This is a genomic window from Acidimicrobiales bacterium (assembly GCA_035316325.1).
Classification (GTDB): domain Bacteria; phylum Actinomycetota; class Acidimicrobiia; order Acidimicrobiales; family VFJN01; genus DASXTK01.
The window spans coordinates 18,197-42,957 of record DATHJB010000085.1 but is presented as its reverse complement, the minus strand read 5'-3'; the positions used below and the strand labels follow the sequence as shown (position 1 = coordinate 42,957).

The following is a 24,761-nucleotide window of genomic DNA, read 5'->3' as shown; positions in this document are numbered from 1 at the left end:
GGGCGTCGACCCGAACCGGGTCATCGTGGCCGGCCACTCGGCCGGCGCACATCTCGTGGCGCTCGTGACGGCCGGCAACTTCGCCGCCCCCAACCTGCCGGCGGCCCTGCAGGCCGTGAGCTCGAAGCCCAACGGGGTCATACCAGCGCCCGGTGTCGTGCCCCGACCGGCCCTACGGCGGCCAACTCCTGGGTCACGGTCGCAGGTTCAGCACGCGTAGCGTGTCGTGATGGCAGATCGACCCGTGGGGCACCAGGTTCCGGCCGGCGACGAAGGTGGCGCTCCACCGTCCGCCGCGCCCGCTGGGCCGCCGCCGGCCGAGCCCTCGCATGCCGAGCGCTGCCGCACCCTGGTGGCCGGGGCCAGTCGGGGCTCGCTGAGCACGATCGCGGCCGATCCCGAGGGCTACCCCTACGGATCGGTCGCCAGCTACGCCCTCGACGACGCCGGCAACCCGCTGTTCTTCGTCAGCCTCATGGCCGAGCACACCCAGAACGCGATCCGTGACCCGCGCGCCAGCCTGCTGGCCACCGAGCCCGTTCCGGACGGCGCCGATCCGCTGGCGAGTGGCAGGGCGACGCTCCTGGGGCAGCTCTCGGAGGTCGACGAGAGCGACCGGCCCGGCGTCCGCGACCGCTACCTCGCCGCCAACCCGACGGCGGAGTACTACATCGACTTCGGCGACTTCGCCTTCTACCGGCTGGCGGTCGACTCCATCCGCTACGTCGGCGGCTACGGGCGCATGAGCTGGGTCGACCCCGTGGCCTACGCCGCAGCGGAGCCCGACCCGCTGGCGCCGGCCGCGGCCGGGATCATCGAGCACATGAACGCCGACCACAGCGAGGCGCAGGTGCTGTACTGCCGCCACCTGGCCGGCCGGACCGAGACCACCGAGGCCACCATGTCCGCCGTCGACCGCTACGGGTTCGAGATGATCGCCGTCGGTCCCTCCGGTCGGGCCGCCGTGCGCCTCGCCTTCCCCGAACCGTGCTCCGACGGCGACCAGGTCCGCCAGGCCATGGTCGCGATGGTCGCCGACGCCCGCAGCAAGGCCGCGGTGGCCGCCCCTCCGGACCGGTGACCTGGTAGTCAGCGCAGCAGCGACGCCACCTGCCCGGCGAGCACCACGGCGCCGAGCAGGCGACGCCACGGGTTGACACCCCAGCCGATCTCGGCCACGGCCCACCAGCCGAGGCCCAGCGTCCCGACCGTCCGCGTCACCGCGCCAGCGACCCCGCTGGGTTCGAGCAACGCTCCGACGGCCGTCGCGACCAGCCACACGACGAGCGGCAGGTTCGGCCACTGCGCCACCACGATCCGCCCCGTCCGACGGTCACGCAGTACCCAGTCGATCACCACCACCCGTCGAGTCTGCCCACCCCACCCAGCCGCTCGCCACACATCCACCCCAACACCGAAATCCCACCGCCAGCGCCCACCTGACAACGGTCGTCACCTGAGCGAGGGCGCCGGCGGTGACCTCGTGTCCGACGGTCAGGGGCGGCGAAGCGACCGCCGCTGACACCGGGGTTGGCGTGCGACAGACTTGGCGTTCCCCCGATCCCAACTCTGACCTCGACCAGTCGAAGGAGGCGTGTGCCCGAGCTCGTGGGACGTGAGGTGCAGCAGGCGGCGATCGACCGACTGCTCGACGGGGCGCGCCGCGGGCGCAGTGGCGCACTGGTGGTCCGGGGCGACGCGGGGATCGGCAAGTCGGCGCTGCTCGACCACGCGGTCGGGTCGGCGACGGCGACGGGCATGCGGGTGGTGCGGGGCGTCGGGATCGAGTCGGAGGCCGAGCTGCCGTTCGGGGCGCTCCACCTGCTCCTGTACCCGTTCCTCGACCGGCTGGACCGGCTCGCGGGTCCGCAGGCGACGGCGATGCGCATCGCGTTCGGCCTGGCCGACGGCCCGGCGCCCAGCCGGTTCCTGGTCGGTGCCGGGACGCTGGGTCTGCTGGCCGAGCTGAGCGCCGACGAGCCGCTCCTCTGCGTCGTGGACGACGCCCAGTGGCTGGACCAGAGCTCGTCGGACGCACTGCTGTTCGCTGCCCGCCGCTTCCAGGTCGATCCGGTGGCCATGCTGTTCGCGGCCCGCCACGCCGCCGTCCCGTTCGCCGCCCCCGGGGTAGCTTCGCTGGAGGTCACCGGCCTGCCGGCAGCGGCCGCCGCCGGGCTCCTCGACGGGCAGGCGCCCGGGCTGGCGGCGCCCCTCCGGGACCGGGTGCTGGCCGAAGCGGGCGGCAACCCGCTGGCGATCATCGAGCTGGGCACGACCCGCCGTGCGGCGCAGGACACCGGGACCTTCGATCCCGCCGAGCAGGTCGGGCCGTTGCAGGTGACGTGGCGGGTCCAGGAGACGTTCCGCACCCAGATCGCCGGCCTTCCCGAGGCGACCCGCCTGGCCCTGGAGGTGGCGGCCGCCGACAGCGCCGCCCGCCTCGACGTGATCCTGCGGGCCATGGCCGCGGTCGGCGCGTCGCCGGGCGACCTCGAGCCCGCCGAGCAGGCGCGGCTCATCAGCCTGTCGACCTCGGGACTGACGTTTCGCCACCCGTTGATCCGCGGCGCCGCCTACCAGCACGCCCCGCACCACCGCCGGGTTGCCGTTCACCGGGCGTTCGCCAACGCCGAGACCGACACCGACCGCCGGGCCTGGCACCTCGCCGCCGCGACCACCGCGCCCGACGAGGCCGTGGCGGCGGAGCTGGAGCGGACGGCGGAGCGGGCCGAGGCCCGGGGCGGCGCTATGGCGGTCTCCGCCGCCTACGACCGCTCCGCCCGGCTGAGCACCGACCCCGAGCTGAAGGCCGTGCGCCTGGTGAAGGCGGCCCACGCAGCCTACGCGGCGGGTCATCCGGGCCGGGCCGAGCGCCTCGCCACCGAGGCCGAGTCGCTGACGGGGGACCGCAGCGTCCTCGCCGACGCCGTGTTCCTCCGGGCCCAGGTGCGCTACGAGCGGGTGTCGCCCGAGGCCGACGGCGCCCTGGCGCTCCAGGCCGCCGACCTGGTGCCCGACGACGACCCGGGGCGCGCTGGGCTCATCCTCATCGAGGCCATGTGCGCGGCGAAGGACGCCAGCGACCTCGGCCTCCTCCGGCAGGCTGTCGAGCACCTGCAGCGGCTCCGCCTGCCCGAGGGCTCCGACCAGGCGCTCGCCAACGCGGCCATGATCGCTTGGGCCGACGTGCTCGACGGCCGGCCGGAGCGGGCCGTCGCCCCGATCGGGCAGCTGCTACGGCGTGCCCGGGAGCAGCCGCTCGAGGACCTCCACCGCGTCGTCGCCGGGTTCAGCGCCCTGCTGGTGGCCGACGACGAGGCCGCCGTGGCCGTGATGAGCGCCATGGTCGACGACGCCCGCGCTCACGGGAAGCTGACGTGGATCCCGTACGCGCTGGAGCTCCTCGCCCTCGGGCACATGCTGCGCGGCGACCTCGCCGCCGCCCAGACCTGCCTGGGGGAGGGCGTCCCGCTGGCCGAGGAGCTGGGCATGACCACCCAGACCGCCGTGCTGCGGTCGATCGCCGTCTGGCTGGCGGCGGTCCACGGCGACGAGGACGGCTGCCGATCGCAGGCCGCCGCCGTCCGGCCCAAGGTGGCCGGGCGACACCCCGGCAGCGCGGCGCTCGTGACCTGGGGCCTGGGCCTGCTGGACCTCGCCGCCGGCCGCTTCGATGCCGCGCTCGACCAGCTCGAAGACGTCTGCCGCGGCGCGGTCGCGCGGGACCTCCCCATACGGGCGGTCGCCGACCTGGTGGAGGCGGCCGTGCGCGCCGGGCAGCCCGACCGGGCGCAGGCCCCGGCGGCCGACCTGGAGCGATGGGCGGAGCACGCGGCGACGCCGACCGCCCAGGCCCTGGCGCTCCGCTGCCGGGCGCTGCTCGACGACGACGGTGCCGAGGGCTTGCTGGCCGAGGCGGTCGAGCGGTGCGCGTCGCCCTACGACCGGGCCCGCGTCCAGCTGCTGTCGGGCGAGTGGCTGCGCCGCCGCCGCCGCCGCACCGAGGCCGGCACCCAGCTGCAGGCCGCCACCGAGGGGTTCGAGAAACTCGGGGCCGACCGCTGGGCGCAACGGGCCCGGACGGAGCTGGCCGCCCTCGGGGCCCGCCCGCTGGCCCGCCCGCACGCCGCCGACCCGGCCACCCGCCTCACGCCCCAGGAGCTCCAGGTGGTCCGGCTGGCCGCTGCCGGTCTGACCAACAAGGAGATCGCCGCCCAGATGTACCTGAGCCCCCGGACGATCGGCCACCACCTCTCCAACGTGTTCCCCAAGCTCGGTGTCAGCCGGCGCACCGAGCTGGCCACGCTCGACCTCTGACCCGCGCTGCCCCGTCTGACCCCTACGTGCCCAGACGACGGGGCGGCCTGGTCCCTGATGCCCCAGTCACCCCGGTGACCAGGGTCGGGCCCGGGCGAGCGGGGCCAGATGACCCATGTACGGGTCCGATGACCGCGGGCAGAACGGCAACATGACCGATACGGCGGGTGGTACCCCTGGCGGATGATGCCTCCTGACACAACCCGTGCAGGAGGAACCCCCCATGTTGCTCGAGAACAAGACAGCCGTGATCTACGGCGGTGGCGGGAGCATCGGCGGCGCGATGGCCAAGGGCTTTGCCGCCGAGGGCGCCCGCTGCGTCCTGGTGGGACGTACCCCGGCCACGCTCGACGCCGTCGCCGACAAGATCCGGGTCGACGGTGGCCAGGTCGAGACAGCGGTCGTCGACGCCCTCGACGAGACGGCCGTGAACGATCACGCCGACTCCGTGGTCGAGACGATCGGCAGCCTCGACATCTCGGTGAACGTCATCACCCAGGACGCCATCTTCCAGCCGCTGAGCGACATCCCGGTCGACGACTTCGCCGCGGCGATGGACAAGGTCGTCCGGTCGCACCTGAACACCACCAAAGCCGCCGCCCGCCACATGGTGCGCCAGCAGTCCGGTGTGATCCTGTTCTTCGGCGGGGCCGACTACGTGTCCCGGAAGGACCGCCAGAACATGGGCACGGTCCAGGTGGGCATGGACATCGTCGAGGCGCTGCGACGCCAGTGGGCCTCCGAGCTGGGCCCCCACGGCGTGCGGCTCCTCACGATGCTGACCGGAGGCATCGCCGAGACGTTCCTGGACATCCCCGAGCTGGCGGAGGCCAAGCAGGCCATCATCGACCAGACCCTGCTGGGCCGGGCCGCCAGCTTCGACGACGTTGGTCACGTCGCCGCCTTCCTCGCCTCGGACCGCGCCCGCTCCATGACCGCCACCCAGGTCAACATCACCTGCGGCGCTATCGGCGAGTGACCCGCTCATGACCGGCCGAGTCCGTTCCCGGATGGAGCCCCACCCGCTTGATGACGACCTGGCACGACGCCGCCGGCCCGCCTGAAGCACCCCGTTCCCGACCACCCGCGACCGACCAGGAGAAGCCTGCCGTGCGCAAGATCATCACCTTCACCCACGCCACCCTCGACGGCTACATCGACGCCCCGCACGAGTGGTCGCTCCAGTACTCCGACGAGGAGTTGCAGGACTACGGACTCGAGATGACGCTCGCCACTCCCCTTTCAGTCGATGGTCGGGCAGTCGGCTTGGGCCCGACCCCAGGTCTCGTGCTGGATGCGTTCGGAGAAGCGCCCGCACTCGAGGCTTTGGTTCGCTGACTCGGCGCCGGCCGGGAGGACCAGCACCGGCTTCGCCGGCGGCACCCGGGGACTGTCGCTGCTGATGGGGCCGTTGCCGAGAGCGATGTAACCACTGGCGCCGTCGAACTCGATCTCCTCGCCGCCGAGCGCCCCGGCGGACGTGTCGGCGGAGACGGGCAGGCCGTTCTGGACCGCGTAGTTGGCGGTCCGCTGCAGCGCGTTGAAGGCGTCATAGGCGACCGCGCCGTCGCTGATGTCCGGAGCGATGACGTCATCGCCGTAGGCGTCCTCGTAGCCCCGCATGAACTCGTCGCCGGCCCGGTTGTACTGCACGCTCTTCGAGGCGAAAGCGGCGTAGTAGAGGCTCACACCCCGGTACTCCGGGAGCGGGTTCGACGGGTCCTCGACGATCTTCGTCAGCGCGCTGCCGCCGACGACCGTGAACGTATCGGGGCAGTCGTTGTCGTCGTGCATGCTCTGGAGCCAGCTGACGAACTCCTGCGAGCGGCTGGCGTAGAAGACGATGTCGCGCTCACCCAACGACGAGCACACCTGTTGGGCCAGCTCGTCGCTCGAGCCGACGCGGACGGGCTCGGGGGCGCCGTCGACGGGCGGCTCGGGCACAGGGGCGTCGGGGGCCTCGATGGGATAGGTCACGATCGAGCGTGTGGTGCCCCCGGCGCCGGTGAAGGTGTCGTGCAGGTCGTAGGCCAGGTTGCGGCTGTACTCGTCGGTGTGGTCCATGACGATGACGGCGCCCTCGGGGGTCACCGCCTCGCCGTCGGCGGTCCGCACGATCTCGGTGTGGGTGCTGAACGCGACGAGCATGCTGGCCACCCGCAGGTTCCGGGGCGACACCTGGTAGTAGTGCGGCGAGGCGTCGACCATGACGTCGCCGGTGACGGGTCCGGCCACGACGGGCAGGCGATCGTTTCCGAGGAGGCGCACGGCGTCGCGGCTGGCGCGGCGGCTCTGGCTGATCCCCACCACCCCGATGATGGTGTCGTCGCGATCGGCGTGCTCGACGATCTGCCGGGCGACATCGACGCCGTTGGCGAAGCGGTCGCCGGGGTTCGCAAGGAGGACGCGGGTCATGACCCGCTTGGGGTCACCGGTGGCCAGGTAGTTGGCCCGCTGCTGGGCGAGTGCCGTCCCCCGCAGCTGGTTGAGGGCGTTCTCTCCCCGGCGGCCCGGGCCCGGCGGGATCGTGAGCGGTGCGAAGAACACGATCGTGCTGTAGGGCTCGCCGCTGTCGAGCACCTCGGTGTTCTCGCGTGCGATGGCCGATTCCACCGCGACCATGGCGTCGTCGACCTCGGTGTCCGTGTCGCGGGCGTCGGGGAAGAACGAGCACCCGTCGGACCCGTCGCCGACGCCGATCATCTCATCGCTGACCTTCTCCGGGCAGAGGGACGGGTCCTCGCTGCCGAGCCTGCCCACGACCAGAATGGCCGCGGTGGCCAGTGGCACGAGCGCGGCGAGCAGGGGGATCAACACCGCCCACCGCACCGGCATGGGCTGGACCACCGGGTGGCGCTGCAGCCACTGTTCGTCAGAGCTGCTCGGCGGACCGTCGGGGACGTCCACTCGGATCGTGCGCGCCGGTAGCGGCACCCCGTGCTCGGCGAGGGGCGCGAGGGCGACGGCCGCCTCCCGCGGGTTGTAGGTCGGCGCGCCGGGCGATCCGAGGTCACGCCCGGAGTCGCCACCCTCACCTTGGCCGTCGCCGGCCGGCGTCGCCAGCACCAGCAGCGTGTGGCGGCGAAGGTCGTCGTCCTCGAGCGCGGCCAGCGCGCCGAGGAACCAGTGCGCCGGCGAGTCCGCCGCCACGTGCAGCAGGTGGACGACGAACGGCGTCACCCGGCGGCGACGCATGGGTGAGAAGAAGCTGACGCGCGTCGCGGCCTGCAGGTCGTGGAGCAACGCAAGGACGAGAACCCGTTGGACGACCGTGGCGTTGGCGCGCTCGCGGCCGCCCTTGGTCAGCCGGAGGCCGGACCCGAGGAACGAGCGGCGCACTCCGGTGACCGTCAGCATCTCCTTCTTGAACCACCTGAACCGGTAGCTCGCCCACAGACGCATCCCGAACACCAGCCGGGAGGCGGCGAGCAAGGGCCGGGCGATGAGGGCGCCGCTGACCGGACCGATCCCGACCTTCTCCAGCCAGGAGGCGAGAGGCTCCAGCCAACCCGCCGGGGCGCCGAGCTCGCCGCGACGGGCGTAGAGCGCATCGCGCAGCTGGCGGCTCCGCTCGGGCTCGGTGGCGGCCGGCGTGGTGGCGTCGAGGACGTGGCGGACGGTCCAGTAGCGCGGCAAGCGCAGGCCGAGAACGCCGTGCATTCCCCGCAGACCGCCGGGCAGGGACTGGCCCAGCTCGTCGGCCATCTGGTCAAGAAGTCCTGTGTCGGCATCGGGCGCCGATCCCGATCCCGATCCCGATCCCGAGCAGTCGAACACGACGTGGGGGACGCTTGGGCGCCCGTCGATGATCAGCCGCGCGGCGTAGCCCCGCACGAGCTCGTCCGCGTGCACCCCGGTGATCAGCATCGTCGGGAGCCGCGGATCGCGCCGAGGCCGTCGGCGCGCCAGTTTGTCCAGCTGCTCGACGAGTGTGGCGACCCCGTCGACCGGAACGATGTCGACAGGGTCGTGAGGCGCAGTCCGCTGCATGAGGTTCCGATCCACCGCGATCAGCACGGCGTTCGGGCACACGGCCGCTCCGCCCGCCCCGGAGCACGGAGATTAGTAGTGGAACCCGTACTTATCGGGGTCGGGTCAGCTTTTCGAACACCACCGCGTCAGCCACCGGCAGCAACCCGCCGGTGATCGTCGTCGTGAAGGGACAAGACCACGGATTTCCTGGAACGTTCTCGGGGCCGGTAGGTGTCTGTACGGCGTGCAAGCGATGGCGGAGAGATCCATGGGCTTCGAGGCCTTCTACAGAGCTGAGAGACCCGACATCCTGCGGGCCGTGATCATGGCGCTCGACGACCGTGACCTGGCCTTGGACTGCGTCGACGAGGCTTTGGTCCGGGCGTACGAACGCTGGGATTCGCTCGAGTCGATGACCAACCCGGCCGGATGGGTGTTCCGGGTGGCCGTGAACTGCGGCCTCAACCGGCACCGACGGCGACGATTGGAACGGTTGCGGCCGTTGCGACCGGACCCCCGGTCGTCCGACCTCGACGGGGTTGCCGATCCGGCGATGGCCCGAGCGCTCGCCCGGTTGTCGGTCGAGCAACGGACCGTCGTCATCCTCCGCTACCACCTCGACTGGACGATCGAGCAGGTCGCCACCGCCCTCGACATCTCCGCGGGCACCGTGAAGAGCAGGTTGCACCGGGCGCTGCGCCGCCTCGAAACCCTTCTGGGAGGCCAGAATGACCACGCCCATTGAGGAACGGCTCCGAGCCCACCTGGCCGACGTCGCCGCCAGGGACCGGCTCCCCGGCTCCGACACGTCGACGGCGTTCACGGCGTTCCAGCAGTCGCGCGACGAGGCCGGCACGGTCCCTCGGCGTTGGTCCGACCACGCGTGGCCCGTGCGGCCGGCGATGATCGCCGCGGCGGTCCTGGTCGTGTGCCTGGTCGTCGGACTGCTCGCGGTGAACCGCGACGGTGACGCGGTGCGCACCGGCCCCGGCACCGACCCGACGAACCCGCAGCCGACCACCCCGACCACGGTGCCCGACGCCTCCGGCGGCCCCACGGCGACGCCGCCGGCCACGGCGGGATCCAGCACCACGGCGGCACCCCCTCCGGAGTCCACGACATCGGTCGTGGTCGGTCCGTCCGGTCCCCTCGGGTGGTGGGACGGCAGCTCGTGGAGGGCGCCGGACAGCGGCGACCTGCCCGTCTCCGGCGACGAGGAGTACACGATCGTCGGCCTCGACCCCGAAGTCACCACGGGCACCGGTGGGTGGGGCGACGGCTGCGGGATCTCCGAGCCACCCGGGAGCGTCGTCGAGGTCGCCCTGCCCCAGGACGACGACTGGCGTACGCCCACGCCGATGGCGGTCACGGGCGTCGAGAACCCGCGGCCTCGTCCGGTGCGCCGGCTAGCGACCTCCAACGAGGTCTACCAGGCCGCAGCGGCCGAGGTCCTGGCCGGACTGGGCATCGACGATGCCGAACCCGAGGTCGTGCAGGCGATCGCCGCCGATCTCGACGGCGACGGCACCGACGAGGTCGTCGTGGTCGCCGAGCAGGCCCGGGACACCGCGGACAACTACGGCGGTGCCGGCGACTACTCGGTGGCCTTCGTGCGCCAGGTCGTCGACGGCGCGGTGACGACGGCGACGTTCCAGGTGTCCCTGGGCCGTGACACCCCCGAGCTGGTGCCGCCGCGGGACATGGACGTGGTGCGGGTGGCCGCGATCGCCGACTTCAACGGCGACGGGCGCATGGAGATCGGCACCGAGCTGCACTTCTGGGAGGGTTCGACCATGGCGGTCCACGAGCTGGCCGCCGACGGAGCGATCCGCAAGGTCCTGAACAGCACCTGCTGACGACGCGGGAGCTGGCGAGCAGCCAGGACACGTGACCGGCGCCGCCCCGTTGGGCGGCGCCGGTCACGATCGTTCAGCCATCCCTCGTCTCGCCTGGTATCCCCCAAGTGCGGTTCGGTGCCAGCGCGCTCGGAGGGACTCGAACCCCCAACCTTCTGATCCGTATCTGCGTCAGCTTTCCGGCCCGCCGCCGACCTCGTCGACGAAGGCCGCCAGCTGGTCGGCTGCAGAATGGTCGGAGGCCTCCCGGTCGAGCTCGAGGGTGCGGCGACCGCTCGGGCCCTCGATCGTGATGCGGATGGGTCCTGCATCACCTGTCGTCAGCATGCGACGGGCCCGTGTGACGACCTGCCGCAGGATTTCGGGGGCGGTCACGACGGTCACGATGCTGGCGCCCGTCTCGATGCCGTCGACGGCGAGGCGGAAGAGGTCGCCGGCCAGGCCGCGGGGTGAGCGTGCCGGCGCGGCGACCCCGCCGTCGATGAGATCCCGCGCCAGGGACTCGGGGAACGCCATCCGCACCGCCTTCGCCATGGTTCCAGCATGGCACCTGCAGTAGGCGTCCCAGCACCGGCCGGCGTGGTGTACTGGTCCCCGATCGATGGCGGAGAAGGCGGGATGTGGGAACGGGCCCTCGACGCGGTGAAGGCCTGGGAGGCCGACAACGACGACGCCGACCAGTTGGATCGGCATGTCACGGAGCTCCACGGGGCCCTCGACTCCCAACGGGTTCCTGCGGAGCAACGAGCTGGTGCCCGCTATCACCTGGGCCAGGCACTGCGCCGGCGTTACATCGCCGCGACTGGCCGCGCTGACCTCGACGCCGCCATCGGCGAGCTACGGGCTGCCGTCGAGGCGACGTCTGACGATGACCCGGACTATTCGGGTCGGGCGACGGCGCTGGCGGCGCTCCTCGTGGCCAGAGGGAGCGGTGATGGCGATCGGGCCGGCGTCGAAGCGGGCGTCGGCCTCGCCCGCCACATCGTCGACAGCGGACGTCGGCACCAGCAGCCGGTGGGCCCGGCGCTCAACGCCCTTGCGATCGGGCTGGTGACACTGTCCGAGGCCTTCGGCGTCACCAGCGAGGTCGATGCGGCGATCACCGTCGCTCGGTCCGCCTTGGCCGAGGAGTTGGAGGCGGGCGACCGTGTCGACGCTCTGTTGCACCTTGGCACTGCGCTTGCCGTACGTCACCGGGCACGTGGGGAGATCTCGGATATCGAGCAGGCGGTGGAGCAACTGCGAGGCGCCGTCGATCTGACCGAGGAAAGCATGGTCCAGCGCCCCCTCGTCCTCAGCCGACTCGTGTTTGCCCTCCTGCAGCGGTTCGAGGCAACCGAGGACCGCGCCGACCTCGACGAGGCGGTGGAGTGGGGGCGAGTGGCGGCCGCGGCAACGACCCCTGGGCACTTGCTGGCCGCACCCATGCACCTGGCGCTGGCCTTGGCCCTCAGCGAGCGGTGGGAGGCTCCGAGGAGCCGGCCGGACCTGGACGAAGCGATCGCAGCAGCGTGGGTGGCCTGGGAGGGAATGCCGGTCGACAACCCGGAGAGGGAGAGCGCCGGGGGGCTCCTCACTCAGCTCACCTGGTCGAAGGCGCACCACTGGTACGGCGCCGAGGCACTCGACGAGGTCATCCGGGCCGAGCGAGCCGTCGGTGGCGAAGGTTCGAGCGACCTGCTGTCGGCTCAGGGCCTGCGGGCAGCTCTGACCGGCGACGGCGATGCCCACGACCAGGTGGTGGCCTCGCTGCGGGCAGCCATTGGCAGCGCTCCCGACGACGCCTCACGTGCCGAACTGGTCGCGGAGCTGGGCACGATCCTGCTGTCCCGGGCGACACCCGACTCGGTGGCCTCCGGCCTGGAGCTGCTGGAAGAGGCCCTGGTCCAGCTTCCGCTCGACAGCTCCAAGCGGTCGGGCCTGTCGTTGATGGTCGCTGGAGGCCTGGCTCTGCGGGCCGGCAACACCGGCAGTCGCGACGACGCCGAGACGGCCGTGTCACTGGCCATGGAGGCGATCGAGCACCACCGGGGCTCGACCCTGGAAGCCACTGCGTACAACACGGCCGGTACCGCGCTGACGGTGCGCTACCAGCTCCTGGGCCACCGGGCCGACATCGAGGCCGCGGTCGTCAACTTTCGGACCGCGGTCGACCAGACACCCGGTGACGACCCCACCCGTTCCACTCCGCTGGCGGGCTTGAGCCAAGCCCTGCTGCAACTCCACCGACTCACCGGCGACGAGGGCGCGCTGATCACATGCATCCAAGCCGCCGAGGCAGCCGTCGTGGCAGCGTTCCCCCAACACCAGTCGATCGCGCGGTTGCAGCTGGCCGCGGCGTTGCAGGCGCGCGCCGACCACAGCGGCGATCCCCGTGACGCCCAACAGGCGGAGAAGCTCGAGCAGCAGGCACAGCGACTGAGCCAGCTGCAGTCGCTGCCGGTGCAGGCCGAGCAGTGGGAGACGATCAACAGGAACCACCTCGCCCGCTACCACCACACCGGCGAGATACGTCACCTCGACGAGGCGATCCAGATCTACCGCCGGGCCCTGGCCCGCTTGTCGGAGGCGGTGCCGGAGCGGGCCCGGCTTCTCGTCTGTCTGTCACAGTGCCTGCTGGCGCGGCACGAGCGCACCCGGCGACCCGACGACATCGACGCCGCGGTGGGAGCCGCCGAGGAGGCCATCGACCTCCAGGCCTCACCACGGCAGCAGGCCATCACCCGAGGCGTGCTCGGCCAAGCTCGGAGCGCCCGCTTCGAGGCGACCGGTGATCTTGCCGAGATCGAGAGGGCCATCGACGAACTGCGGAAGGCGGACGCCACGCTCGTCGAGGAAGGCGGCGTCCGCGTCGTCGCACTCGGCGCGCTGTCCACTGCGCTGGTCCGCCAGTCGGAGCGAACGGGTGACATCGCCGCCGTCCACGGGGCGGTGGCGGCGGCCCAGATGGCCTGCGATCTCCCCGACGTCGCGGTCGAGTTGCGTCCTGCCTGCCTGACCGGTCTGGCCACGGCACAGTGGAACCGATACCTCGCTCTGGGTGACGACGGCGATCTCGACAGCGCCGTCGCCCACCAGACGCAGGCACTGGCCCTCGTCCCCCCTGCCAGTCCTGCCCGGTTCATGCACCTCCACAACCTGGGGGGCTTGCTGCTGCAGCGCCACGACCGTTCGGGGGAGCTCGCCGATCTCGATGCCGCCATCGCCGTCAGCGAACAGGCGCTCGATCTCCTCCCGAGGCAGCACCCCGACCGCCCGGGGGTCGAGTCGGGTCGGGCCATCCTGCTCCTGGAGCGTGCCGGCGCCACCGACGATGTAGCGACCCTGCAGCAGTCGGTCGCCGCGGGACGACGCTCGATGGAACGCAGCCAAGGCGCCGCTCGGGCGTCAGGTCAGCACGTGTACGCCCAGGCCTTGCTGACCCACGCGGAGGCGGCGGGCGGCGGCATCTACCTGTGGCGGGCACTACGGGCCTTGAAGGCCAGCCTCCGCAGCACTCCCGAGCACCATCCCCTGCGGGCGGCACGGCTCTCGACGTTGGCTGCGGCCCTCGAGCTGCGGTACCGCCGCTCAGAGCGACGGCGTCATCGCCGCGCGGCGTTGGCCGCGGCGGACGAGGCGGCCGCGTCGGTCACGGCATCGAGCGAGGTCCGGCTGCGCGCGTGCCAGATGAGCGGTCACCTCCACCACCTCACCGGCAACACGGCCCACGCCGCGGCGGCGTACCGGACCGCGGTCGAAGAGGTGCTCCCCCTGCTCGCCTGGCGCGGCCTCGGTCTGGTGTCTCGCGAGAACCGCCTGCGCGACTTCCCCGGCCTGGCCTCCGACGCTGCCGCCGTCGCCCTCGACGCCGGCGACCCGGCACGGGCACTGCGACTGCTCGAGCAGGGCCGAACCCTCATCTGGTCCCAGCTGCTCGACGCCCGAACCGACCGCTCACGACTCGCCGCGGAGCATCCGGAGCTGTGTCGGCGCCTCGACCACCTGGTCGCCGAGCTCGCCGACACCGACGACGGGTTCGGTCGGTCCCTCAGCGCCGGCGCCACGGTGCCGGGCGCCACGCCCTACCGCCAGGACGTCGAGTACCGCTGGCAACTGCACCGCGACCACGAAGAACTGCTCGCCGAGGTCCGGCAGCAGCCCGGCTTCGAGGACTTCCTGGCTGCCCCTGAGTTGGCCACACTCCGCCGCTCCGCCGCCCGAGGCCCAGTCGTGGTGGTCAACGTCAGCGCCTACCGGTGCGACGCCCTACTGCTCACACCCGACCATGACGACGTCCGCGTCGTCCGCCTGCCGGCGCTCGACGCAACCGACGTCGAATCCCGGGCCCAGTCCTTCGCCGCCGCCGTCGACACCGTCGACACCACGATCGACCCGCCGTCGTTGACCGCCGCGTCCAGCCACATCACCGACACGATGACCTGGCTGTGGCACGCCATCGCACAACCCGTGCTCGACCACCTCGACCTGCCACCGGGAGAAGGCGATGCCCTGCCACGGCTCTGGTGGTGCCCCACCGGACAGCTGGCGCGGCTCCCCCTCCACGCTGCTGGCGACTCCACGACCCAGGACTGGGTCGGCGGCCGGGTCATCCCCTCGTACACGCCAACCCTCGGGACGCTCGTCCGCAACTGTGACCACGAGGCGGACGGCATCGAGGACGTCGACGACCCGCCGACCGGAGCCCTGATCGTCGGCGTGGCCGATGCACCGCCCATCGACGGCACGACCTTTTCCACCTTGAGCAGTGTTCGGGAAGAGGTCGAGCTCGTCGCACGTCACCTGGCAGGACCCCACACGATCCTTCAAGCCGCCGACGCCACCCGGGAGCGCATACTCGAGGCACTCCGGCACCACACCCTCCTGCACTTCGCATGCCACGGCCACCAGCACGTCACCAACCCGGCAGCCAGCTACCTCGCAGTCGCCGACGGCCCCCTCCGGCTGCAGGAGATCGTCGGTCAACTGAGGAACAACACCCAACTGGCGTTCCTCTCCGCCTGCGACACCGCACAAGGCCACCCCGACCTGGCAGACGAAACGCTGCACCTCGCAGCAGCCTTCGGATTCTCCGGCGCCCGCCACATCATCGGCACTCTCTGGTCGATCGACGACGCCACCGCACCGACCATCGCCCGCGACACCTATGCCGCCATCGCCGCCGCCCACGACGAGGCCGGGTTCGACGGCACCGCAGTCGCCCTCCATCACGCCATCGGCCGCCTGCGGCAACGGCCCGACACGTCCGCACCGGTCCACTGGGCCTCCTACGCCCACTTCGGGTCCTAGAGCGGGAGAACAAGATCTTCCTGACAGTCCCTGCGGATCTCGCCGTCGTCGCACGTCGCTCCGGGGCAGTCTGTTGGTGTGGACGCCGACGATCGCAAGATGCTCAATGATGCGTTGCACGCCAGCCGCCGATCGGGCTTCAGGATGTTTCCCACCATCCCCTCGTCGGTCCATCGCCTTTGGACGGCGTGGGAGCGCAGCCTGAGCACCGGATGGGTCAGCCGTGGCCAGGTGCGTCGAAGCCGTGCCAGCCTCGAGTCGCAGGGCTTCATGGTGGCGACCCGGCTCAGCGCCCGCCGGTGGAAGCTGGTCACTCTCTCCGCCAGCCGCCGGGAGCCGGGTGGCGGCAGCGGGGCGGTGTTCCTGGACCCCTGGTTGGTGGTCAAGGCAATGGCAGTGTGGACGGGGTGGGGAACCACCAGTTGGCCGCAGAGGGATGACACGAGGCTGGCTGGGGCGTTCGGAGACGACCTCGCCCTCGACGTGCTCCCTGTGCTGAAGGACCTCGAGGATGACTTCTACCTATCGGAGGCCCGCCATGTCGCCCACACCCCGATCGAGATGAGAGACATGGCAACGGCGGAGTTCCGGCAGCGGCACCCGGAGGCGGCCGAGGAGATCGTGAAGCCGCTGGCCTGGTGCTACACGTTCGACTACAAGTAGCGATCGGTCGGCGCGACGACAGATGGCCGCCTCGGACGTGTTGTGGCCACCGATGACTCCGCGGCTCGGGCGTGGTCCCATGGGGTATGACGATGACGCCGGCGCAGGGAAGATGTGTGGAGGTCGACGGCCTGTCGATCTACTACGAGCTGCGCGGCGAGGGGCCGCCGCTCGTGCTGCTGCACGGCGGGCTCCTCACCATCGAGGTCGCCTTCGGTGACGTGCTGGCCGCGCTCGCCGAGCGGCACGAGGTGCTGCCCGACGCCCGGCTGGCGGTCGTCCCCGGCGCAACCCATGTCGGCCTGCTCCACGAGACGGACCTCGTCATGCCGATCCTTCGCCGCTTCCTCGACACCTGAACGGTGCGGTGGCCGTCGGTCGTTACGGTCCTGTTCGTGACCTTCACGCTGTTGCCCGCCGTCGACGTGGCCGACGGTCGAGCCGTCCGGCTCGTCCAGGGCAACGCCGGCACCGAGACCGCCTACGGCGACCCGCGCGACGCGGCGCTCGCGTGGCAGGCCGGTGGAGCGGAGTGGATCCACCTGGTCGACCTGGACGCGGCGTTCGGTCGCGGCTCCAACGCGACGCTGCTCGCAGCCGTGATCGGGGAGCTGGACGTCAACGTGGAGCTGTCGGGCGGCATCCGCGGCGACGCCTCGCTGGAGAGAGCGCTGTCCACCGGCTGTGAGCGGGTCAACCTCGGCACGGCGGCGCTGGAGAACCCGGCGTGGTGCTCACGGGCGATCGCCGCGCACGGCGAGCGAGTCGCGGTCAGCCTCGACGTGCGCGTCGTCGAGGATCCGGGCGGCTCGGCGCAGCACCGGCTCGCCGCCCGTGGCGGGACCGCCGACGGCGGCAACCTGTGGGAGACCCTCGAGCGCCTGGACAGGGACGGCTGCGCCCGTTACGTCGTCACCGACGTGAGCAGGGACGGCATGCTGCGCGGCCCCAACGTGGAGCTCTACCGGGCGGTAGCCCGCGCCACCGCTGCCCCGGTGATCACCTCCGGCGGGATCTCCTCCATCGAGGACCTCGTCGTCCTGGCCGAGGCCGCCGCCGCGGGCGCGAACCTGGAGGGCTCGATCGTCGGGACGGCGCTCAACGCCGGCCGATTCACCCTGCCCGAGGCGCTCGAGGCGATGCGGCGGATCGACGAGGCCGTGCGATCCGTCGACTGAACACCTGACGCCTCGACGGGACGTGCCCTGGCGTCGGGGACGACGCTCGCGATCAGGGGCAGGAGCTCTCGGTGGGTGTCGCGTCGGGGCCGGTGACGACGTCGTAGGTGTCGGCGCAGACGGTCGCGGTGACGTTCCAGCCGGAGCCCTGTCGGGTCGGTTCGACCTCCGCGATGCCGGTGCCGCCCACGAGGGGCCGCTCGTCGCCGGGGATCCACAGCTCGAGCACCGCGCCGGGGGTGGCGTCCTCGGCGCGGAGCTCCAGGGTGGCGGCGTCGCCGTCGACGGCCAGTGCCGTGATCCACCCGGGCGCGAACCGGACCGCCGGGCGGGTCAGCACGTCCCGCCAGGCGGGCACCACGCCGTCGTCGCGGGCGCCGCCGTCGATGCAGCCGGTCACCCGGTACTGGCGGATCTCGTCGGGAGCCGCCATCCCGGCATCGGTGATCTGGTGGGGGTCGCCGCAGCCGTTGTTCCACTGCCACCAGGCGCTGCCCACCGGGACGACGCCCGTCCCACCGCCGGCGAGGGCACCGTCCTCCCGGGCGGCGAACCGCTCGACGCGCTCGACCACCTCGGGCCGTTCGGCGGGGTCGTCCCACCAGCCGTACTCACCCACCCACACGCTGGTGTCCCACCCGTCGGCGAGCGACAGCATCACGTCCCAGTTCTGGTCGACCGTGAGGAGCTCGACGATGGAGCCGCCGTAGATGTGCGGGGCGAAGACCAGGCCGGGATCGTCGGAGAAGGCGGCGGGCGGCGGGTTGCCGGCCACGCTGTGCTCGAAGTAGATCGGCCGCGGATCGATGCCGGCGGCCTGCTCGCCCTGCCGGATCGCGTCGATCGCCCGGCCGTAGTAGTCGCCCAGGGCCGGGAACTCCGAGAGCAGCCCGCCGACCGGCGCGGTCGGGCCCTGGCCGTGGCCCGGCTCGTTCAGCAGGTCGTAGCCGGCGACCGACGGTTCGTCGGCGAGCTCGGTGGCCAGGTGCTCCCACACGTCGACGAGGTGGGTCTGGATGCCGTCGGTGTCGCGGTAGAAGCGGTCCCAGGCCTCGACGACGAGGTCGCTGCCGGGCTTGGCCTCGCCCTCGGCCACCCGGCAGGAGCTCACGTCGGCCTCGGGCGTGGCCCAGGCCGGCGCACCGTCCCAGCCGTTGGCGGGCTCGCGACCGGCCGGGCACTCGACCCCGGCCGGCGTGGCCACGAACGGCCCCCAGGCGTCCTGGTGCATGTCGACCACCGTGTAGAGCCCCCGCTCGCCGGCCGATCGCACCTGCGTGCGGATCTCCTCTACGTAGGCATCGTCGATCTCGCCCCGCTCGGGCTCCAGGCGCGACCACGAGACGAGGAGGCGCACCACGTTGAAGCCCTCGTCCGCGATCTGGTCCCACGTCGCCTCGGTCACCGGCAACGTCGGATCGAGGTCCGCGTTGGCCCGGGCGTACTCCGCCAGCCCGTTGAGGTTCACCCCCCGCAGGACGACCTGGCGACCGTCCTCGTCGAACACCCCCGGACGATCACCCCGCTCGGCGTGCAACCGGGGCAGAGGAACGGTGTCCACCACCTCGGGACCAGGCGCCGCCTCCTCATCACCACCACCGTCGCCGCTGCACCCCGCTGCCACCAGCACCAGCACCAGCGTCACGGCCGCCGCCAGCACCCCACGCGCTCCCCCAGTCCCCATCGGGCGCAAACTACGGCGCCGCCACCCCCGAGGCGAGACGCACACCTGGATCGGGCGGACGCCGGGGCGTGGCCGCTCCCGGCTCGGTGGTCGGGCGGTCGCTCTGGGTGTCCGCCCGGGGGACGCGGTGGTGGTAGGGATGGGGACATGTCGACCACCCCCGCCCGGACCGGGCCGGCCGAGCTGGGCGCGTTCGGGAGCGAGGAGGCCGACCTCGCGCTGCGGGCCGACATCCGGCGGCTCGGGCGGTTGCTGGGCGAGACACTGGCCCGGCAGGTCGGTCCGGAGCTCCTCGACGGGGTGGAAGCGGTGCGCCGGCTCACCCGGGTCGACTCTGGAAACACAGCCGCGGCGCTGCTGCGGGACGTCGACCCCACCACCGCCGGTCACCTGGTGCGGGCGTTCAGCGCGTTCTTCCACCTGGCCAACGTGGCCGAGCAGGTCCACAGGGGCCGGGAGCTGCGACGGCTGCGCACGGACGACGGTGGTTCCCTGGCCGAGACCGCGCGACGGATCGAGGCGCGGAACCTGTCGGCCGAGGAGGTGGCGGTCGGTGCCGCCTCGCTCGCGGTCCGCCCGGTGTTCACCGCCCACCCGACCGAGGCGGCCCGCCGCTCCCGCTTGACCAAGCTGCGCGAGGTGGCCGACCTGCTCGACGCCGAGGCGGCCGAGCTGGCCACCACCGGTGGGCCCCGCACCGTCGAGGCCACCGACCGCCGGTTGGGTCAGGTGATCGACCTGCTGTGGCTCACCGACGAGCTGCGGCTGAGCCGGCCCGAGCCCGTCGACGAGGCGCGGAACGCGGTCTACCACCTCGTGGAGCTGGAGGCGTCGGGCCTGCCGGAGGTGCTGGCCGACCTCGACCGGACGCTGGCCGGGCTCGGTGCCCGGCAACCCCCGGGTTCCCGGCCCTTGACCTTCGGGAGCTGGATCGGCGGCGACCGGGACGGCAACCCGAACGTGTCGCCGGAGATGACCATGCAGGTGCTGCTGCTCCAGCACGAGCACGGCATCCGGGGGGTCGAGCGGATCGTCGACGACCTCATCGAGGAGCTGAGCGTGTCCGACGCGGTGGCCCCGGCCACCGACGAGCTGGCGGCCAGCCTGGCCGCCGACCTCGACGCCCTCCCCGAGGTGGAGGATCGGTTCCGGCGGATCAACGCCGAGGAGCCCTACCGGCTCAAGCTCACGTGCATCCGGGCCAAGCTCGGCCGCACCCGCCGCCGGCTGGCCGACGCCGGCCCGCACGCACCGGGGGCCGACTACCTGGGCTCGGACGATCTGGTCGCCGACCTCGACCTGCTGCGGCGCTCGCTCGACGAGCACGGCGGCCCGCTGGTGTCCGACCTGGTGGCGGGCGCGGTCCGCGTGGTGGCGGCCACCGGGCTGCACCTGGCGACCCTCGACGTCCGCGAGCACGCCGACGCCCACCACGCGGCCCTCGACGCGCTCTACCGGGCGGTGGGCGAGGCGCCGGGCTACGCCTCGCTCGACCACGGCGATCGCACCCGGCACCTGGTCGCCGAGCTCGACGGGCGGCGGCCCCTGCAGGGGCCGTCGACGACGCTCGAGCCCGAAGCCCAGCAGGTCACCGACGTGTTCGCCACGATCCGCGAGGCCCTCGACCGGTTCGGTCCCGAGGTGGTCGAGACCTACATCGTGTCGATGACCCAGGGCGTGGACGACCTCCTGGCCGCCGTGGTCCTGGCCCGGGAGGCGGGGCTGGTCGACCCGGTCGCCGGCACCGCCCGCATCGGGTTCGCACCGCTCCTGGAACAGGTCGACGACCTGCTGGGCGCCGGGCGCTTCCTCGACGACCTGCTGTCGATCCCGGGCTACCGGCGGCTGGTCGATGCCCGAGGCGGCGTGCAGGAGGTGATGCTGGGCTACTCGGACTCCAACAAGGACGCCGGGGTGGCCACCAGCCAGTGGCAGATCCACCAGGCCCAGCGGGCGCTGCGGGACACCGCCGCCCGGCACGGGGTGCGGCTCCGGCTCTTCCACGGCCGGGGCGGAGCGGTCGGTCGAGGCGGTGGGCCGACCCACGATGCGATCCTCGCCCAGCCATGGGGGACGCTCGACGGCGCGATGAAGGTCACCGAGCAGGGCGAGGTGATCAGCGACAAGTACCTGCTGCCCACACTGGCTCGCGAGAACCTGGAGCTGACCGTGAGCGCCGTGCTCGAGGCGAGCGTGCTGCACACGTCGCCGCGGCTGCCGGCCGAGGCGCTGGCCCGGTGGGACGCCACGATGGACCGGGTGAGCGACGCCGCGTGCGACGCCTACCGCCGGCTCGTCGACGACCCCGAGCTACCGGCCTACTTCCTGGCCACCACGCCCACCGAGCTGCTGACGTCGTTGAACATCGGCTCGCGCCCCGCCCGCCGGCCCGACGCCGGGGCCGGCCTGGGTGGCCTCCGGGCGATCCCGTGGGTGTTCGGCTGGACCCAGTCCCGACAGATCATCCCCGGCTGGTTCGGGGTCGGGACCGGTCTGGCCGCCGCCCGGGAGGCCGGGCTCGGCGACTCGCTCACCGAGATGCTCGACCGCTGGTTCTGGTTCTCGACGTTCGTGTCCAACGTCGAGATGACCCTCGCCAAGACCGATATGTCGATCAGCCGGCGCTACGTCGAACGGCTCGTCGACCAGCGGGGCCACCGGCTGCTCGACGTCATCGAGGAAGAGCACGAGCGGACCGTGGCCGAGGTCCTCCGGCTCACCGGCGAGGCCGAGCTGCTCGACCGCCAGCCGCTGCTGCAGCGCACGTTGGCGGTGCGCGACCGCTACCTCCTCCCGCTGCACCAGCTGCAGATCGAGCTCCTGGCCCGCCACCGGTGGGCGGTGGGCGCCGGCGACGACATCGACCCCGCGCTCGTGCGCTCGCTGCTGCTCACGGTCAACGGCATCGCCGCCGGCCTCCGCAACACCGGCTGACGTGGGTCAGGTCCGTGTGAGGGCGGCGACCCCGTCGAGCCGGGCCAGCTTGTGGGGGTTGCGGACGGCATAGATGCGGGTGATGCGCCCGTTCTCGACGGCGAGGCTCACGGCGGTGTCGAGCTGCCCCCCGATGTCGATCCGGATGGCGGGTGACCCGTTGAGCCAGACGGCGGTCGCCTCGAAGTCCACGGAGCGGAGACCCTTGATCAGGAAGCCCGCCACCCGTTCCGCACCCTGGATCGGACGACGGGCCGCGGCGACGAAGCCCCCGCCGTCGGCGGCGATGACCACGTCGGGCGCCAGGACGTCGAGGAGGCTCTGCAGGTCGCCGTGCCGGACGGCGGCGAGGAACCGGTCCACGGCCTCCTGCTGCTCGGTCGTGCTGACTGCCACGCGCGGGCGCCGAGCGGCGACGTGGTCGCGTGCCCGGTGGGCGATCTGGCGGACGGCGGCAGGGGACTTGCCGACGGCCTCGGCGATCTCGTCGTAGGGGATGTCGAACACCTCGCGCAGCACGAACACGGCACGCTCGGCCGGACCGAGGGTCTCGAGCACGGTGAGCATCGCGATCGACACGCTGTCGGCGAGCTCGACGTCGGCGGCCACGTCGGGGCTCGTCAACAGCGGCTCCGGCAACCACTCGCCGACGTAGTCCTCGCGCCGCCGCGCCACCGACCGCAGCCGGTTCAACGCCTGACGGGTGACGATGCGGACCAGGTAGGCCCGCGGGTCGCGCACCGCCGCCTGGTCGACATCGGCCCACCGCAGCCAGGTCTCCTGGACGAGGTCCTCGGCGTCGGCCGCGGAGCCGAGCATCTCGTAGGCCACGGTGAACAGCAGGCTCCGGTGGCGGGCGAACGCATCCTCGCTCATGCCGACTTCGCGTACCCCGCCGAGCGTTGCGCCAAAGGCAGCGCGCAGACCTTGGAGAACCCTTGGGACTCGATCCCCATCGCGATGTTGCCCCTCGTCGTCAGGTTCGCGAACCCGACCACGGCCGTGAGCTCCACCAGGGCCGGCGCACCGAGCTGCTCGAGCAGCCGGGCCGACATCTCGTCGGTGACCTGCAGGGGCGTCTCGGTCATCGCCTCGGCGTACTCCATCACCTCGCGCTCGAGCGGCGTGAACACCGTCGACTCACGCCAACGGGGCACCTCGCTGGCCTTCACCTCGTCGAGGCCCTCGTTGTGGGCCTGGAAGTAGTTGAAGTCCAGGCACCACGAGCAGCCGACCTGCGCGGCGACCGCCATGTGGGCGAGCGACTTCAGGTTGGCGTCGAGCTGGTCCCACTTCTGGATCTTGCGGCCGAACGCCATGGAGCTGCTGAGCACCGCTCGGTTCTGCCACATCACCCCTGTCGCCTCGGGCACCTCACCGATCATCTTCCGGCTGAGTCGCTTCAAGAGATACCCGAACGGGCCGGTGATCTCCACCTTGGGAATCCGTGTCGTGCTGGACATGGCAGCTCCTCCTGTCGATCTGTCGATGTGGTCGACATCAAGACACCGCCCGCACCCGATCTGTGACAATCGTGGGGGTCAGCTCGTCGGGGCCGGGCTCCTTGCCACGCCGGTGGATCGATCGCCTCCGGACGGCTGGGACTGGGCTGCCGGGCGTGGCTGGGTCAGGGTTCGGTAGATGTCGAGCACCGATCCGGCGAGGACGTTCCAGTCGTAGCGCCGCGCGGCCGTTCGGGCTCGTCCGGCCAGCGATCCCGCCCGCTGGGGGTCGTCGAGCAGATCGTCGATCGCGGACGCGAGGGCGCGTGGGTCGCCGGGGGTGACGAGGATCCCGGTCTCGCCGTGCTGGATGACGTCGGGGATGCCGTCGACCCGGGTCGCCACGATCGGGACGCCCACGCGCATGGCCTCCACCAACGCCGATCCGAGCTCCTCGTAGACCGACGGCATCACGAGCACGTCGACGTTGGCGAGCACCGCGGGGATCCGGTCGTGGGCGAGGAACCCGGTCACCTGGACACGGTCGGCCAGGTCGAGAGCGCGGATCTCCTGTTCGAGCCGTTGGCGATCGGGTCCGTCGCCGACGAGCAGCGTCTGCACGTTCGGGGTGCGCAGCTGTGCCGCCGCGCGCACGAGCCCGCTCACGCCCTTCTGCGGCGCCAGCCGGCCGACGAAGGCCACCCTCGGTCGGCCGAGGTGCGGGAACGGATCGTCGTGGGGCCCGTCGAACAACCCGAAGTCCACGCCGGAGGGGATCACGTGGAGCCGATCGGGACGGATCCCGTTGCCCTCGAGCAGGCGCGCCAGGCGAGGCGTCAACGTCACCACGGCATCCGCGTGGTGCTCAGCCCAGCGCTCCAACGGCGCCCCCAGCGCCTTGAGCGCCACCGCCCTCGCGTTGGTGACCCGAAGCGTGTGGCTCAGGCTGGTGTGGATGGTCACGACCAGCGGAACACCACGGCGCGCCGCGGCAAGCGCCAGAGGGACGACGGCGAGGTCCTCGGCCAGATGCGCATGCACCAGGTCGACGCTCCCGGCCAGCCGCCACGCCTCCCGCAACGCCGGGACGGACCACATCTGACGGAACGCCGGCACCGGTAGCCCGACACGCACGACCCGCGCCCGCTGACCGACGACATGCTCGGCGGGCGCCCCCGGCGGCCTGGTCGTGACCACCACCTGCTCCACACCCAGCCCGTCGAGGCGACGGGTCAGCTCCGCCGTGTGGTTCTGCATCCCCCCGACAGGATCGAAACGGACCGTCTGATCCCCCAGCGGCGCCTCGAATACCGAGCACAGGCGAAGAACACGCACGAGATCCCTCCCTCCCAACATGTCGGCCGAGTGAACCGGGTCCAACGTCTACGCCTCGGAGGACCACCACGAAGGGATTCGCACGCAGATG

The 24,761-nt window shown here is 72.1% G+C and carries 18 protein-coding genes; 11 read left to right on the top strand and 7 right to left on the bottom strand.

All coding sequences use genetic code 11. The features are described from left to right. Both VK611_12280 and VK611_12275 read left to right on the top strand, forming a co-directional pair. On the top strand, positions 1-220 hold a 220-nt coding region (locus tag VK611_12280), incomplete at its 5' end, for a hypothetical protein (protein ID HMG42104.1). A gap of 9 nt (positions 221-229) precedes the next feature. Beyond that, positions 230-1,081: a DUF2470 domain-containing protein gene (locus tag VK611_12275; protein HMG42103.1), complete on the top strand. Its 852-nt coding sequence runs from the start codon at positions 230-232 to the stop codon at positions 1,079-1,081. Between the two features lie 8 nt (positions 1,082-1,089). Here the strand turns inward: VK611_12275 and VK611_12270 are convergent, their stop codons facing one another. Next, positions 1,090-1,356: a hypothetical protein gene (locus tag VK611_12270; GenBank protein HMG42102.1), complete on the bottom strand. Its 267-nt coding sequence runs from the start codon at positions 1,354-1,356 to the stop codon at positions 1,090-1,092. 240 nt (positions 1,357-1,596) lie between these two features. On the opposite strand from VK611_12270, the gene VK611_12265 reads away from it, so the two are divergent. Both VK611_12265 and VK611_12260 read left to right on the top strand, forming a co-directional pair. Beyond that, complete coding sequence (locus VK611_12265) at positions 1,597-4,317, top strand: AAA family ATPase (protein ID HMG42101.1); 2,721 nt, start codon at positions 1,597-1,599, stop codon at positions 4,315-4,317. Between the two features lie 223 nt (positions 4,318-4,540). After that, on the top strand, positions 4,541-5,296 hold the full coding sequence (locus tag VK611_12260) for an SDR family oxidoreductase (GenBank protein ID HMG42100.1): 756 nt from the start codon (positions 4,541-4,543) through the stop codon (positions 5,294-5,296). A 263-nt stretch (positions 5,297-5,559) separates the two neighbouring features. Here the strand turns inward: VK611_12260 and VK611_12255 are convergent, their stop codons facing one another. After that, positions 5,560-8,184 carry a hypothetical protein gene (locus VK611_12255; GenBank protein ID HMG42099.1) on the bottom strand — a complete coding sequence of 875 codons (2,625 nt, stop codon included), beginning with the start codon at positions 8,182-8,184 and terminating at the stop codon, positions 5,560-5,562. Between the two features lie 358 nt (positions 8,185-8,542). Here VK611_12255 and VK611_12250 point away from each other — a divergent pair, with 358 nt between their 5' ends. Beyond that, a complete protein-coding gene (locus VK611_12250; GenBank protein HMG42098.1) occupies positions 8,543-9,034 on the top strand; it encodes a sigma-70 family RNA polymerase sigma factor in 492 nt (163 codons plus the stop codon). Further along, positions 9,018-10,145: a VCBS repeat-containing protein gene (locus tag VK611_12245; GenBank protein ID HMG42097.1), complete on the top strand. Its 1,128-nt coding sequence runs from the start codon at positions 9,018-9,020 to the stop codon at positions 10,143-10,145. Before VK611_12250 ends, VK611_12245 begins: the two co-directional genes overlap by 17 nt. 171 nt (positions 10,146-10,316) lie before the next feature. On the opposite strand, the gene VK611_12240 is transcribed toward VK611_12245, so the two are convergent. Continuing rightward, positions 10,317-10,679 carry a hypothetical protein gene (locus VK611_12240; GenBank protein HMG42096.1) on the bottom strand — a complete coding sequence of 121 codons (363 nt, stop codon included), beginning with the start codon at positions 10,677-10,679 and terminating at the stop codon, positions 10,317-10,319. 9 nt (positions 10,680-10,688) lie between these two features. Between VK611_12240 and VK611_12235 the strand changes: the two genes are divergently transcribed. The 4 genes from VK611_12235 to priA all read left to right on the top strand — a co-directional run bounded on the left by VK611_12235 (position 10,689) and on the right by priA (position 17,275). Continuing rightward, positions 10,689-15,434 (top strand): CHAT domain-containing protein, encoded by a 4,746-nt coding sequence (locus VK611_12235; protein HMG42095.1) that lies wholly within the window; start codon positions 10,689-10,691, stop codon positions 15,432-15,434. 78 nt (positions 15,435-15,512) lie between these two features. Beyond that, on the top strand, positions 15,513-16,097 hold the full coding sequence (locus tag VK611_12230; GenBank protein HMG42094.1) for a hypothetical protein: 585 nt from the start codon (positions 15,513-15,515) through the stop codon (positions 16,095-16,097). Between the two features lie 92 nt (positions 16,098-16,189). Then, positions 16,190-16,456, top strand: coding sequence for a hypothetical protein (locus VK611_12225; protein HMG42093.1), 267 nt, complete (start codon positions 16,190-16,192; stop codon positions 16,454-16,456). A gap of 36 nt (positions 16,457-16,492) precedes the next feature. After that, positions 16,493-17,275, top strand: coding sequence for a bifunctional 1-(5-phosphoribosyl)-5-((5-phosphoribosylamino)methylideneamino)imidazole-4-carboxamide isomerase/phosphoribosylanthranilate isomerase PriA (gene priA, locus VK611_12220; GenBank protein ID HMG42092.1), 783 nt, complete (start codon positions 16,493-16,495; stop codon positions 17,273-17,275). Positions 17,276-17,327: 52 nt separating this feature from the next. Here priA and VK611_12215 read toward each other — a convergent pair whose 3' ends face one another. After that, on the bottom strand, positions 17,328-18,959 hold the full coding sequence (locus VK611_12215) for a cellulase family glycosylhydrolase (protein ID HMG42091.1): 1,632 nt from the start codon (positions 18,957-18,959) through the stop codon (positions 17,328-17,330). A gap of 147 nt (positions 18,960-19,106) precedes the next feature. Here VK611_12215 and ppc point away from each other — a divergent pair, with 147 nt between their 5' ends. Further along, complete coding sequence (gene ppc / locus VK611_12210) at positions 19,107-21,893, top strand: phosphoenolpyruvate carboxylase (GenBank protein HMG42090.1); 2,787 nt, start codon at positions 19,107-19,109, stop codon at positions 21,891-21,893. A 6-nt stretch (positions 21,894-21,899) separates the two neighbouring features. Here the strand turns inward: ppc and VK611_12205 are convergent, their stop codons facing one another. The 3 genes from VK611_12205 to VK611_12195 form a co-directional block, all read right to left on the bottom strand. Beyond that, positions 21,900-22,769 (bottom strand): RNA polymerase sigma-70 factor, encoded by an 870-nt coding sequence (locus tag VK611_12205; GenBank protein ID HMG42089.1) that lies wholly within the window; start codon positions 22,767-22,769, stop codon positions 21,900-21,902. After that, on the bottom strand, positions 22,766-23,356 hold the full coding sequence (locus tag VK611_12200; GenBank protein ID HMG42088.1) for a carboxymuconolactone decarboxylase family protein: 591 nt from the start codon (positions 23,354-23,356) through the stop codon (positions 22,766-22,768). The genes VK611_12205 and VK611_12200 overlap by 4 nt, the downstream gene beginning before the upstream one ends. A 78-nt stretch (positions 23,357-23,434) precedes the next feature. Then, on the bottom strand, positions 23,435-24,592 hold the full coding sequence (locus VK611_12195; protein ID HMG42087.1) for a glycosyltransferase: 1,158 nt from the start codon (positions 24,590-24,592) through the stop codon (positions 23,435-23,437). Positions 24,593-24,761 lie beyond the last annotated feature (169 nt).